The organism is Granulicella mallensis, assembly GCF_014203225.1.
Classification (GTDB): Bacteria; Acidobacteriota; Terriglobia; order Terriglobales; family Acidobacteriaceae; genus Granulicella; species Granulicella mallensis_A.
In genome coordinates, this window is record NZ_JACHIO010000021.1 from 1 (window position 1) to 12,630 (window position 12,630).

General features: G+C 59.6%; 11 protein-coding genes. 7 read left to right on the forward strand and 4 right to left on the reverse strand.

What is annotated here, in order from left to right:
* The first annotated feature begins 220 nt into the window (after positions 1 to 220).
* Positions 221 to 2,233 (forward strand): lipopolysaccharide assembly protein LapB, encoded by a 2,013-nt coding sequence (locus HDF15_RS20450; RefSeq protein ID WP_184258938.1) that lies wholly within the window; start codon positions 221 to 223, stop codon positions 2,231 to 2,233.
* A 182-nt stretch (positions 2,234 to 2,415) separates the two neighbouring features.
* Here HDF15_RS20450 and HDF15_RS20455 read toward each other — a convergent pair whose 3' ends face one another.
* The 3 genes from HDF15_RS20455 to HDF15_RS20465 all read right to left on the reverse strand — a co-directional run bounded on the left by HDF15_RS20455 (position 2,416) and on the right by HDF15_RS20465 (position 6,075).
* A complete protein-coding gene (locus HDF15_RS20455) occupies positions 2,416 to 3,213 on the reverse strand; it encodes a 1-acyl-sn-glycerol-3-phosphate acyltransferase (protein ID WP_184258940.1) in 798 nt (265 codons plus the stop codon).
* Positions 3,214 to 3,480: 267 nt separating this feature from the next.
* Complete coding sequence (locus HDF15_RS20460; RefSeq protein ID WP_184258942.1) at positions 3,481 to 4,902, reverse strand: folylpolyglutamate synthase/dihydrofolate synthase family protein; 1,422 nt, start codon at positions 4,900 to 4,902, stop codon at positions 3,481 to 3,483.
* 315 nt (positions 4,903 to 5,217) lie between these two features.
* Positions 5,218 to 6,075 (reverse strand): class I SAM-dependent methyltransferase, encoded by an 858-nt coding sequence (locus HDF15_RS20465; RefSeq protein ID WP_184258944.1) that lies wholly within the window; start codon positions 6,073 to 6,075, stop codon positions 5,218 to 5,220.
* A gap of 103 nt (positions 6,076 to 6,178) precedes the next feature.
* Here HDF15_RS20465 and HDF15_RS20470 point away from each other — a divergent pair, with 103 nt between their 5' ends.
* Positions 6,179 to 6,394 (forward strand): hypothetical protein, encoded by a 216-nt coding sequence (locus HDF15_RS20470; protein WP_184258947.1) that lies wholly within the window; start codon positions 6,179 to 6,181, stop codon positions 6,392 to 6,394.
* Here HDF15_RS20470 and accD read toward each other — a convergent pair.
* The gene (gene accD / locus HDF15_RS20475) at positions 6,391 to 7,251 is read right to left on the reverse strand and encodes an acetyl-CoA carboxylase, carboxyltransferase subunit beta (RefSeq protein ID WP_184258949.1); all 861 of its coding nucleotides are present in this window, start codon (positions 7,249 to 7,251) and stop codon (positions 6,391 to 6,393) included. The two genes, HDF15_RS20470 and accD, sit on opposite strands and share 4 nt — an antisense overlap.
* A 285-nt stretch (positions 7,252 to 7,536) precedes the next feature.
* On the opposite strand from accD, the gene HDF15_RS20480 reads away from it, so the two are divergent.
* The 5 genes from HDF15_RS20480 (at position 7,537) to HDF15_RS20500 (ending at position 12,614) form a co-directional block, all read left to right on the forward strand.
* Entirely contained in the window at positions 7,537 to 8,421 is an 885-nt protein-coding gene (locus HDF15_RS20480; protein WP_184258951.1) for a sugar phosphate isomerase/epimerase, read from the forward strand.
* 111 nt (positions 8,422 to 8,532) lie between these two features.
* On the forward strand, positions 8,533 to 9,882 hold the full coding sequence (gene asnS / locus HDF15_RS20485; protein WP_184258953.1) for an asparagine--tRNA ligase: 1,350 nt from the start codon (positions 8,533 to 8,535) through the stop codon (positions 9,880 to 9,882).
* Entirely contained in the window at positions 9,879 to 10,325 is a 447-nt protein-coding gene (locus tag HDF15_RS20490) for a hypothetical protein (RefSeq protein ID WP_184258955.1), read from the forward strand. The genes asnS and HDF15_RS20490 overlap by 4 nt, the downstream gene beginning before the upstream one ends.
* Before the next feature lie 237 nt (positions 10,326 to 10,562).
* The gene (locus tag HDF15_RS20495) at positions 10,563 to 11,345 is read left to right on the forward strand and encodes a hypothetical protein (protein WP_184258957.1); all 783 of its coding nucleotides are present in this window, start codon (positions 10,563 to 10,565) and stop codon (positions 11,343 to 11,345) included.
* Between the two features lie 1,008 nt (positions 11,346 to 12,353).
* Positions 12,354 to 12,614, forward strand: a complete 261-nt coding sequence (locus tag HDF15_RS20500; RefSeq protein ID WP_260331204.1) for a hypothetical protein — start codon at positions 12,354 to 12,356, stop codon at positions 12,612 to 12,614.
* Positions 12,615 to 12,630: the final 16 nt, after the last annotated feature.

Consider the following 12,630-nt stretch of genomic DNA (forward strand, 5'->3'; position numbering starts at 1 on the left):
CTCCCTTGTGTGCCATGAGCACGAATAGAAGTCTGTACGCAATCTGTTCGCAAAATACCCCTGGACAACTACGCCTCTCTTCATAGAAGGATGACCTTTCTGTGGGGACGTGAACAAAAAGCATGAGTGCATCGCAAAAAGCCGCGATGCCTCGGTAGAGATGACACATTTGTGGAAAGGCCGGAAAACCTAAATACCCACCCATGCCACCATAGACACAATGAGCTTCTTCAACCTCTTCGGAAAGTCCAAGTCCTCGACACCCAAAGCGGAACCCACCCCCAAACCCATGCCGTCCCCCACGACACAGGAGACCGTAACTCTTCCCGCAGGCACCCTCCTCCAGAGGGCTCCCGAGCCCGCACCGGCGAAGCGCTCCGAGGATACCCCAGCCACCGTCCGCGCCTATGACGAGTTTGGCCGTGAGGTGCTCATTCCCGTCGAGGCCTGGCGTTCCAGCGTCCTGCCTGCCGCGCTCGAGAGAGTGAAGGACGACCCCAACCAGCTCTACAACCTCATCGTCGACGCCCTTCAGCTTCGCCTCGCCTCCGACATGCTCCCCGCCGCCGAGCGTCTCCATGAGATCGACCCTCTACCCGAGCGCGGCACCACGATCTATGGCATCGTGCTGATGGAGAGCGGCGACCCGCTTGCCGCGAGCCGGCTCTTCGAGAGCTACCTCGCGCAGAAGGGTTCCAGCGGCGTGGTCCTGACTAATCTTGCCAAGGCACAGACTGCTCTCGGGCAGGAAGCGGAGGCCGAGGCGACGCTCTGGCGTGCGCTCGAAGCCGATCCCAACCAGGAGAACGGGCTCGGCTGGTACATCGCGATGGCCCGCGAGCATGGCGGTGAAGAAGCCTATATCGAGGCCATGCACCGCGCGGCAGACCTCCCCTCGGCCTGGCGTCCGCAGGTCTGGTTGGCGCGTGCGGCGCTGGAGCACAACGACGTGCCGCAAGCTATGACGTTCTATGGGCAGGCGCTCGAACGTGCCGGAAGGCCTGCTCCGTTGGTGCTGCTGCAATCGATGAGCGGCGACCTCGGCCAGACCGGACACCTACGCGAGGCGCTGGCCCTCACGCGCCCTGCCTACGAGGCGAAGATCCACGGTCTCACCGTCGGTAACAACCTCATCAAGGCGTCGTTGGACCTCGGTGAGATCGGCACGGCGCGGGCCATGGTCGAAGAGCTCTACACATTGAACCATCCCGACTGGGCCGATAACCTCCACTTCTGGGAGATGGAGATTCGCCGCAGGGAACTCTCCCAAAATGGACTCCAGCCTGAATCCTTGCCCGAGCCCAAGGTGACGACCTACAGCATCGAAGGCCCGGTCTGGTCGCCCTCGAACGCACCCTCGCGCATTCTCTTCGCGCTTCCTGCGCCGCGCCGTGCCAAGGTGGTCTTCCTCGGTTCGAGCGTCACTGGCCAGCAGCCGCAGCAGTCCTTCGCCGGCCAGCTTCCGGATGCGCCGGGACGCCTCAGCCGTGCGCTGCCTCTCTTCCTCGCTGAGAGTACCTTCCTCCATCTCGGGCTCGACACGGACACGATCATTCCCTGGGTAGAGCGCGGCGGATTTGCTATCGTTTCCGCTCCGTGGGGCGAACAGGAGTCCTTAGAGTACGCACACAAGACGAACTCCGATGCGGCGATCAGCGTCCACATCCACTGCGTCGAACAAACGGCAGAGGTAACGCTGCGCATCATCCGTGCGCAGCCTGAATCCACTGAGCCTGCGGTCTTCGCGGAGTTCACGGTGCCCTTCAGCTTCGAACAGGCCGGTACCGGCGCGTTGGGAATCTGGTCGCAGCTGGCGAACAGGCTGGTGCAGCTCTTTGGGAACACGCCTGCGGCGGTCGAGCCCTCGCGCTACACACTACCGGGCAACAATGGCCTTGGGACCTATCTGCTGCGACTGGAACAACTGCTGGCCGTACGCTGCGCGGGTAGCGAGGACGAGGCGATGAACTCTCTCAGCGGTCTTCGCGAGATCGTACGCGGCGAGTTGGATCTCGCGCTCAGTACTCCGCATAGCCTGCCCGCGCGTTTGATCTTGCACGAAACGTTGTTGCGCCTTCGTGATCTTCAGCCGCATATCGCGGCCGAGTTCCGCCAACCCACAGAGCTACTGCAGCAGCGTTATTCGCTGCCGGACTCGCAGGCGAACGCTATTCTTGAGCGCCAGCTTCGGGCTATCTATGGGGGCGAGGGAAGTACGAGCGAAGCCGCGTAGCTTTTCGCCGTCATCCTGAGCCGTAGGGGAAGGACCCCCGCATTAGCAGCGGCACTATCGCATGGGGAACACCCAGGCAAACGATGCTGGGGCCAGGAAGCTGCGTTCGCTCAAATGGGCATTGTGCAAAATGCGGGGGTCCTTCAGCTACGCTTCAGGATGACGACGAAAAACAAACAACATCAACCGTGGTGCGCGATATACGTCGCATGAATCTCGTCGCGCAGGCGTTGCGTCAACGCATCGGCATCACGTGTAGTCATGCCGATCGTAGAGATCGGCTCGCCGACGATCAGCTTCAGCGGCCTCGGACGCAGCGCATACACATGGATCGGCAGCAGCTCATAGGTACCTACAAGCGTCAGCGGAACGAGCGGGACCTGGGCCTTGATGGCCAGCCACGCGGCACCTGCGACCATCGTCTGCAGCTCACCCGTTGCGGCACGGCCGCCTTCGGGGAAGATCACCAGCGGCATCCCAGCCTCCAGTGTCTTGACGCCGCGGCCGAGGCTTGTAATGGCAGAGCGCGCAGAGCTCTGGTCGATGGGCACTTGTCCCGAGCGGTCGAGATACCAGCCGATGAACGGGATCTTCCACAATGGGGCCTTCGCCAGGATGCGGAACTGGAACGGCAGCTTCGCGAAGAGCACGGGTGTGTCGTAGTAGCTGAGATGGTTGCTGGCGTAGACGGCAGTCTTGTGCGTCCGCAGCCGCTCGGCGTGCTCAAGCGTAACGGGTGAGAGTGCGACCCGCAGCAACACGCGCGCCCACTGGCGAGCGATGAAGTGCTGCTGGCTGCCGTCCTTATCCCACAGGCCGCAGGCGAGCGAGATGGTGCCGAAGAAGATCGTCGCAATCCCGACCAGCGGAATCAGCAGCAGATAGGAAAGCCAGCGCAGGGCGAAGGGCACGGGTGAACGTGGCGCGGGTTCGCGTTCCGTGTGTTCTTCAGGCTGAAGGGTTTCATTGGCTGCTGGCATCTATGGCTATGCTAAACCGGGTCGTCGTGATTACACCAAACCTCGCAGAAGGGCCGTGCTTTTGCTTTTCTGGCTTGTCATTCCGAGGCGTAGCCGAGGAACCTGCTTCCTCCCGTTCTTTGCTCGCACTACCCAGAAAACATGGGCAAAAAGCAAAGAGCATGGCCTGTGCCGACATCGTTAAAAACGGGAGGAAGCAGGTTCGCTCCCCTTCGGCTACGCTCAGGGTCGGAATGACAACCAGAAAAACAAAGACCAGAAAAACAACTATTCCGCCAGCACCAATGCCCTCAACTCACCCACCAGAAACACCGACCCTGTCGCCACGATCACGCCCTCAGGAGGTGTAATCGCCTCGGCCTGAGCCAGTGCGCCAGGCAGATGCGGCGCGGCATGGGCGGGCACGTCGAGCCTGTGTGCTGCAGCGAGCAGATCGTCCACGCTGGCCGCGCGGGGATTCTGAATCGGCGCGAGAACCACGTGATCGCGCACCCGTGCCGGATCGCCTGAGGTGGAGTCGAAGAGTGGCAGCAGTACCTGTGCCATCTCGTCGATCTGCTTGTCGGCGAGGCAGGAAAAGATCAACGTGCGCGGCATCGCTTCGGGCAGTTGCGCGAGCGCGGCCCGCAGCGTCCACGCTCCGGCGGGGTTGTGGGCTACGTCGAGCAACAGCGGAGCGTGGCCCTTGCGGGAGGGAATCCACTCCAGCCGTCCCGGCCACTCGGTAGCGCGGACACCCTGCTCGATCGCCGTATTCGAGATCGCGAAGCCGTGGTTCGTCCGCAGCTCGATCGCCGTTGCCACAGCCAGCGCAAGGTTGCGCTGCTGATGCTGGCCTGCCAACGGCGAGTCGATATGCAAAACCTCGCCATCGATAGAAAGATCGTAGCGATTGGGCGCCAGCGGCGAATTGAGCCCTCTGAACCCTGAGCCCTGAACCCTATGCCCTGTCTCCAGCTCTCTCGGCGGCAGGCAGCGCGCGGCATCGACCCCGCGCACGTTCTTCGCAACCGCGATTTCGCCGATGACGGCATTGGCTTCAGGATGCTGGGAGAGCGTTACGAGCACGCCATTGTCGCGCAGGATGCCCGCCTTCTCAGTGGCGATCAGCGTGAGTGTATCGCCGAGGTAGTCGGTGTGATCGATGCCGATATCGGTAATCACCGAGATCAGTGGCTCGACGATGTTGGTCGCGTCAAGCCGACCTCCGAGACCGACCTCCAGGATTGCGAGTTCTATCTTCTGCTCGCTGAAGTAGAAGAACGCAGCAGCGGTGAGGATCTCGAAGAAGCTGGGGTAGTGTGGCAGCGAGCCGATCTCGACCAGCGCGTTGGCGGCGTTGTCGACGCGCGTAAAGCTGTGGGCGAAGTCGTCGTCTGCGATTTCGTCGAGCTTGTCGCCAGCGGAGAGGCGGATACGTTCGTTCACGCGCAGCAGGTGCGGCGAGGTATAGAGTCCCGTGCGCAGGCCAGCGGCATTCGAGATCGAGGCCAGGGTGGAGGCGGTCGAGCCCTTGCCGTTGGTCCCTGCAATCAGCACCGAGGCGAAGTTGCGTTGCGGATTACCAAGCGCTTCCAACAGCGCACCGATGTGGTCGAGTGAAAACTTGCGGGGCGGGCCGCCGGTCTTGTCCGTGCGCAGCTCAGGGCCCATGGCGGCTAATTGGTTCAGTGCTTCGAGGTAGGTCACAGTTTCTCCAGCCTTTTAGATGTCCTTCAGTAGCGTAGCGAAGTATTTGTTTTGCTGTTGGTCGGTGCTGTTGCTGTTGCCACTCTTGCTTTTGTTGTTGCTCTTGCTTTTCTGGTTGTCATTCCGAGGCGCAGCCGAGGAACCTGCTTCCTCCCGTTTTTTGACCGAGCCACCGCAAATGCTTTACATCGGCATAAGCCATAGCCTTCCTTCATCTTCTAGGTGATACGAGCGAAGAACGGGAGGAAGCAGATTCGCTCTCCTTCGGCTACGCTCAGGGTCGGAATGACAAACCAGAAAGGCCAAAGCCAAACCCTACCCGCTCTGCGCCACGCATATCCGCCCACCCTTGCCGCGCAGCAACAAACCATCGCTCCGCCCGCTGAAGTATCTCGCGGTCAGGGAGGTGCTATCGAGGTCTTCGACCACTCGTAATCCGGCCAGGGCAAGCTCTGCAACCAGCGCCTCCGGCGTAAAGAATCGCTGAAACGGCTCTCCCGCTAGCGCGACGCGTTCAGACATCGAATCCAGCATCTGCTGCTCGACCGGAGGCAGGACCTCACGTGGCTGCGCGTAGTCGAAGATCACCTGGCTGCCTGTGGCAAAGCTGCCGAGCAGCGTGGTCGTCGCACGAAAGGCCTCCAGCGTAAGGTACGGCACCACGCCGAGCCAGGCGGTCACCGTCGGCAGAGTGCTGTCGAAGCCCGTGGCATGCAGTTCTTCCGTCAACGATTGCCGCTCGAAGTCCACCGGTACAAACCGCATCGTCTCAGGAATAGCGATGTCAGCAGCAGCCAGGCACTCACGCTTCCAGGCCTGCGTCGCGGGATGGTCGACCTCGAAGACCCGCACCTGCGGATAAGGATTGCGATAGGCAAAGGTGTCGAGTCCCGCCCCAAGAACGAGGTACTGCCGTGTGCCGTCGGCCGTGAGGCTATGGGCGAGTGTGTCCTCCGCCAGCCGAGCACGCGCAACCATAAAGGCTCGTAACGCCGCCGAAAAAGGGCGTTTGATGCTATCGGGAGTGCGGTTCAGCTCTTCGCGGTGCTCCGGCCCGAGGATGCGAACTGCGAGCGGGTCGTTGAAGACCAGAGGTAGGGCATCGTGGATCTGGTGTGCGGCGCGGCGCAGGGCTACGCGCAGTGCAGTGCGTGATGGCTGGGCTTCGTGCATCGTCCTTTGTAAGATACCTGTCTGTTAGCTCCGGAAGTTTGCCGGGTAGCTCCATTGCGACTACACTGACCGCACTCGCACCCCGGAAGAAAGCGAGGCAATCATGGAGCAGCAACGAGTAACAGTCCCCAAGTTCGGCAGCGAAGCGGAAGAAGCCAAGTGGTGGTTCGAACATCAGCCTCTCATGCTGGAAGAGTTCAAAAGCGCTAACGCCGAAAGCCGCCTCGGCATTGGCACTGCCAAACTTCGGGGCCAAACGAAGGCACCCACCATAACCATCTGTCTTGACCCAATCGCCTGTCTTGACCCAATCGCTTAACCCTCTGACTGGTTGGTCTTCTGTGTCATCCAATCCAGCGTCTGCGCCAGATAGCCCTTCAGCTCCTTGCGTGGCACGATCGCGTCCAGAAACCCGTGCTGCAGCAGGAACTCAGAGCGTTGGAAGCCCTCGGGGAGCTTTTGCCGGATCGTCTGTTCGATGACGCGCGGGCCTGCGAAGCCGATCAGAGCGCCCGGCTCGGCGATGTTCAGATCGCCCAGCATGGCAAAGCTTGCGGTCACGCCGCCGGTCGTGGGATCGGTCATCAGAGAGATGTACGGAATCTTTTCGTCGTCCATCTTCGCCAGGCCCGACGACACCTTGGCCAACTGCATCAGGCTGGCGATGCCCTCCATCATGCGTGCTCCGCCGGAGGCCGAGATGATGATGAGCGGATGCCGCGTCGCCAGCGAACGGTCGACAGCGCGGGCGATCGTCTCGCCCACCACCGCGCCCATTGAACCACCGATAAAGCCGTACTCCATCACAGAGAGAACGACATCCTGCTCGCCGATCTTGCCGACGGCGTTGAGGATGGCATCGTTCAGGCCGGTCTTCTTCTGGGCCTGCGCCAGGCGCTGTTTGTAGGGCTTGAGATCGGTGAAATTCAGTGGATCAGTCGAGCGCAGGTCGAGGTCGACCAACTCGTAACCGGGCTCGAGCAGGTTCTCAATGCGGGAGCGTGCGTCGAACTTGAAGTGGTAGCCGCAGTGCGGGCAGACCTGGAGATTGCTCTCCAGTTCAGCCTTCCAGAGCGTCTTGCCGCAGTTGCCGCACTTGGTCCAGAGCCCCTGGGTGCGGACCTCGTGGTCCGGTGTGGGGACGATCTCGTGGGTATCGCGCTTGAACCAACTCATCGGCGGGTGCGGCTCCTTCGTGGCTTCCAGAGGGTGCTGAAGAAGTCACGTTTCGTTATGGGCACGGGTTTACCCGTGCCGTAAATGCCTGCATTGCAACGCGGCTTTAGCCGCTGAGGGAATACGCTTTCAGGCGCTACAACCCTTCAGCAACCTCTTCCAACCTACGATTGTATCGAAGCCGGCGTTTTTTACGCACAAGAGGCTGCGGTTTCATGGAGGTACGAGGGATTCCCGTCGCAATTCACATCCACTTACACTTCCATGCGGTAGCCTGTATAGCACATGAAACAGGGAATCTCGACTCACGTCTTTCTGGCGCAACGCCTCACGCCGGGGTTGCTCGATGCGCTCACGCGCGGTGGCGCCACCGCCGTGGAGGTCTTTGCCGCACGGCACCACTTCGATTACGCGGACCGCGGCGCCGTGCGTGAATTGGCCAACTGGTTCCGCTCCAACAACGTCGACGCCTCGCTGCACATGCCGCTCTTCAGTAGCGACGAGGACTCCAACTGGAGTCGCCACACCGCACCTGTCATCAACCTCATCGACCTGAACAAGTCCACGCGCATCGAGGCCATGGACGAGGTCAAGCGCGCTCTCGAATCCGCCGAACAGATACCGTTTCGCTCCTGCGTGATCCATCTCGGACTCAAGGGCGATCGCTGGAACACACGCGCGCTTGACGATTCGATGACCGCGATCGAACACCTCAAGGCTTTCTCCTCGCCGCTCGGGATGCAATTGCTGCTCGAGAACCTGAACAACGAAGTCGCGACGCCGGCGCATCTGGTCGAGATCGTTCGCGCAGGCCACTTCGACAACGTAGGCTTCTGCCTCGACACCGGTCACGCGAACCTCGTGGAACCGCAGCTCGAAACCCGCGACCACGAAGCGAGAGACGGCATCACGCAGGCCTTTGAGGACTTCGGCGACCGCATCGTCGAGCTGCACCTGCACGACAACCTTGGCAATCGGCCTGAGAACGGCAAGGACGAGCACCTCTGGCCGGGGAGCGGAACGATCGACTGGGATAGCGTTGCGAAGCAGATTGCGGCGCTCAAGCAGCCTCCTGTGGGCATCCTCGAGATCGCGCATGAGCTTGGCGAGGATATGAAGCAGATCGAGACGGAGTCCCGGGCAGCGTGGAAAAAGCTTGGGGTGGCCTAAATAGCTTTTCGTCGGTGGCTGCACCAATGCGGGGGTCCTTCGCCGTTGGCTCAGGATGACGACGAAAAACAAGCAACGGCAATACAAGCCTCCGCGTAAACTGGACATCTCATGTCCACCGAAATAACCACTGCTCCCGTCACGACCATTGCCACCCTCGGCCAGCACGAAGGCCAGACCATCACGCTCCGCGGCTGGCTCTACAACCTGCGCTCCTCAGGCAAGCTGCTCTTCCCGACCTTCCGCGACGGCTCCGGCACCATCCAGGGCATCGTCCCCAAGGCGGCGGTGTCGGAAGAGGTCTTCGAGACCCTCAAGAACCTCACGCTGGAGTCGAGCGTCGTCGTCACCGGCAAGGTCCGCGCCGATAGCCGCGCTCCCAGCGGCTTCGAGCTCGACGTCGAGAACGTCACCGTGACGCAGCGCATCGCCGACGAGACACCCTACCCCATCTCGCTCAAGGAGCACGGCGTCGATTTCCTCATGGAGCATCGCCACCTCTGGCTGCGCACCCCGCGCCAGTCGGCGATTCTGCGCGTGCGCGCGACGATCATGCGGGCAGCGGCCGAGTACTTCGACACCAACGGCTTCATCCGCACCGATCCACCCATTCTCACGCCCAACGCCTGCGAGGGAACCAGCGAGCTCTTCGAGATGGACTACTTCGACGACGACAAGGCCTACCTCACGCAGAGCGGCCAGCTCTATATCGAAGCCACGGCGCTCGCGCTGGGCAAGGTCTACTCGTTCGGTCCGACCTTCCGCGCGGAGAAGTCCAAGACCCGCCGCCACCTCACGGAGTTCTGGATGATCGAACCCGAGGTCACCTACCTCGATCTCGACGGCCTGATGGGCCTGGCCGAGGGCTTCCTGACGCACATCGTCACGCGCGTGCTCGAAACCCACCGCGCCGACCTGAAGGTGATTGGGAAAGAGGTCTCCAGGCTGGAAGCCGTTGCCGCTCCGGGTGAGTTCCCGCGTCTCAGCTACGACGAAGCGCACCAGATGCTGGTCGAAGCCCACGCCAAGGGCCTGATCGAAAACGCGCACACCTACGGCGATGATTTCGGCTCGCCCGACGAGACTTATATCTCGAACCAGTTCGACAAGCCGGTGATGGTGCACCGCTACCCGGCCGAGGTAAAGGCCTTCTACATGCAGCCTGATCCGAATGATCCGACGAAAGCTCTGTGCGTGGATGTGCTTGCTCCCGAGGGTTACGGCGAGATCATCGGCGGCTCACAGCGCGTGGATAGCTACGACCTGCTCAAGTCCCGCATCGAGCAGCACAACCTGCCGCTGGCAGCCTTCCAGTGGTATCTCGACCTGCGCAAGTACGGCAGCGTTCCGCACTCGGGCTTCGGCATGGGCATCGAGCGCGCTGTGGCGTGGATTTGCGGGCTGGAGCATGTGCGCGAGACGATTCCGTTTGCGAGGACGCTGAATAGGATCTACCCATGATGATGAGTGACTACGCCAATCCGCTCACTCCCGAAGTGCCACGATCGCGTCGGGCAGTGGGCGGATGGCTGCTTTACTTCTGCATTGCGCTCACATTCTTCGGACCGTTCAAAATGGTCCAGATGTTTCAGACGTCAGAGTTCTGGTACATGACGATGATCTATGCCATTCTTGCGCTTACGAGCTTGGTGGCCGGTGTCCTGACTTGGTCCAGGTCAAACGCAGCTTTTCCTTGGCTTAGAATTCACTTGCTGGCACGCCTTTTCTATGGCTTCCTCCAGGCCTATTTCACCTTTCAATACTTCCAACATCCAAACCTCGGTCAGTCAAAAGCCGTGCAAGAAGCCTTCTACTCCACGATGAATATCTTGGCGGCGATTGCCATCTTCTTCTATTTCCGTATCTCTTCGCGCGTCGACGAAACCTTTGGCAGAAATATTTAGTTAGCGTTGCGGAACTGCACGCTTATCGCGTTTTACGATAAGTGCGCATTCATGTCACAGCTCAAGCCGCTCCCGCCCATCTCTGTGTCTTGCATAAATCGGAAGGGCAGGGTTTCAACCCTGCCACAAATCCCGCGTCGAAGATATCTACCTCGCTGCCGCAGGCCGGAGGGAAGGCGAAGCCGGAACGACCAATCTGTCTTCTTTCGCGCGGCCACGGATGTATTCTGAACACCCATGATCCGTCGCTGCCTCCTCGCTGCCGCAATCGTCCTCACTTTCACCGTCGCGCCAGCGCAGCACGTTTCTGCCAAGCGAGAACTCTCCACGGTTCTGCGTCTCCGGGAAACCAACGCTGACATCTCTATCCACGTCACGCTTCAGCCCGATCCTGGCGGCTCCTTTCGCACGATCCAATTCGATATGGACGGCCATACCTATCGCCTCATCTCGAAGAGCGACCTCCAGTACCTCAGCAAGCCAGAGGGTCTAGGCATGCACCCCGCCGACCCCATTCATGGCCTCGTTCTCGATCCTTCACGCCTCTTCTTCCTCGCGCACTACACCGCCGAAGCCAAACCGCATACCCTTCTTTTCTTCATTGGAGCAGAATATGCGAGCGATGCCTCGTCTATTCTTGTAGTCGGCTTTCACGAAGATAGCTCGCCCTATAAGGTCCTCGAACTCGACCAATTCGACACTTCGAACTTCACTCAACTCGACGACGGTTCGCCGGTCATCATCGGTAAAGCCACTCTCTCGCAAGCCTACTCGGAGGCGGCGAAGGATTCTGTCTACGCCACGACTTACGATCCCTCTGCGGTTTACATCGTTCGTCTGAACGAACCTGCTGAATACTCTCTCGTCGAATCCAAACGTTACAACCAGCTTCATTATGTTTGGGCAGGAACGAAGTCGCGAGAAGACATCGCCGTGGTCTTTCACGATAAGAATTACCACAAGCCTTATATCGTCTCGGCAAAGGATGTCGATAAGGTTCTTCCTAAAACGCAAGAATGATCCAATAAATAAAATTAAATATTTCTATGAATTCACTTGCCTTTTTCCTGAGTAACTGGCAAAGTAACATCTGCGTAGGAGCAGCCCGATGAAATATCAATCGCACAACACGATGCGTAGGTCCCCAGAGAAGCAATATCTCTGCGGCGATCGCCGGGCTCTTTTCCTAATCTGGTCCTAGCCCTCGGCGGACGATCCTACGCACAATCGCACGCATAACTAGATCTACCGGGTGGTGAAAGAGGACAGGTACTTCGACTGTCACTCGATTCTCTACCACTGTCTTCGCTGATTCCCCCGGTAAAGCAAATCTCCTGTAGGTGTATAGCGAAGCCGCGACCTTTATGGCCGTTTTTCCCCAGAAAAACGGTACTGCACGTCCGGTTCAACTTCTCAGCAACAGGAGATTTGCTCTAGTTTCCTGTCAGTGGCGCACTTCATGGCTACTTCTCGGTAGGTCCGCAAGGATAGGGTTCGAATCCCATCTCTGCCATGAGGGACTTTTCCCTGACAGGAATGCGCTTCTCGCGCAGCCGCGAACCTGCGTTTGCACGAAGGTAAGTTCCAGTGGTGATAGAGACGAGTTACTTCCACACCTAACCAAGCAGGCTCGGAAGACCTGCCGGAGAGAAAAGATACTGCGGGACGGAGGCGTTGCCTCGAAGCACAAGGTTCCGCGGTTGCACTTCCTCCGAACTCGTCTCGGTAGTTCCCTGGAATACGCATCGTTTGCGATAGAGAAAAATTTGGCCGGTGGCGTAGAGAACAGTTACTTCGCCTCATAAACGGGTGGTCGCAGGTTCGAATCCTGCCACGGGTGTAAGTCCGTGTAGCTCAGTGGGTAGAGCACCTCGTAGATCTGTTCTCGATTTATTCCCCGGCCAGTAACACCTTCCAGCGAGAGAGCTGGTTAGAAAGAAGAGCTTTGTTATGGGCAAGGCCTACGTCAAAGGCGGCACACCGGTAGGTTCGGTGTCGCTATGCAGAACGTGTACGAGTGCACAGATCATGACTGGTTACCGGGAGTCGGAGCTAGTTACGTTCTGCAACAACGTTCACCCCAATATCGTTGTCCCGTTCAATATTTACGAATGCACGGGTTACTACGACAAAAACCGTCCCAGCTGGGATGAGATGAAGAAGCTCGCCATCAATGTAGCTCCCGGTCCTTTGAAACCCGTGGGTTTCAAAGTCGGCATCGGTTTCCGCGAAGCAGCGGTCACTGTTGGAGAACCCGATGAGGACGAGTACGACGATGACGACGACTAACACCTTCGCCGGTGGC

What these genes read in the sequence shown, in the direction of transcription:
- HDF15_RS20450 (WP_184258938.1), top strand. Translation starts at nt 221, where the DNA reads ATGAGCTTCTTCAACCTCTTCGGAAAGTCCAAGTCCTCGACACCCAAA.
- HDF15_RS20455 (WP_184258940.1), bottom strand. Translation starts at nt 3,213, where the DNA reads ATGCCAGCAGCCAATGAAACCCTTCAGCCTGAAGAACACACGGAACGC.
- HDF15_RS20465 (WP_184258944.1), bottom strand. Translation starts at nt 6,075, where the DNA reads ATGCACGAAGCCCAGCCATCACGCACTGCACTGCGCGTAGCCCTGCGC.
- HDF15_RS20470 (WP_184258947.1), top strand. Translation starts at nt 6,179, where the DNA reads ATGGAGCAGCAACGAGTAACAGTCCCCAAGTTCGGCAGCGAAGCGGAA.
- accD (WP_184258949.1), bottom strand. Translation starts at nt 7,251, where the DNA reads ATGAGTTGGTTCAAGCGCGATACCCACGAGATCGTCCCCACACCGGAC.
- HDF15_RS20480 (WP_184258951.1), top strand. Translation starts at nt 7,537, where the DNA reads ATGAAACAGGGAATCTCGACTCACGTCTTTCTGGCGCAACGCCTCACG.
- asnS (WP_184258953.1), top strand. Translation starts at nt 8,533, where the DNA reads ATGTCCACCGAAATAACCACTGCTCCCGTCACGACCATTGCCACCCTC.
- HDF15_RS20490 (WP_184258955.1), top strand. Translation starts at nt 9,879, where the DNA reads ATGATGATGAGTGACTACGCCAATCCGCTCACTCCCGAAGTGCCACGA.
- HDF15_RS20495 (WP_184258957.1), top strand. Translation starts at nt 10,563, where the DNA reads ATGATCCGTCGCTGCCTCCTCGCTGCCGCAATCGTCCTCACTTTCACC.
- HDF15_RS20500 (WP_260331204.1), top strand. Translation starts at nt 12,354, where the DNA reads ATGACTGGTTACCGGGAGTCGGAGCTAGTTACGTTCTGCAACAACGTT.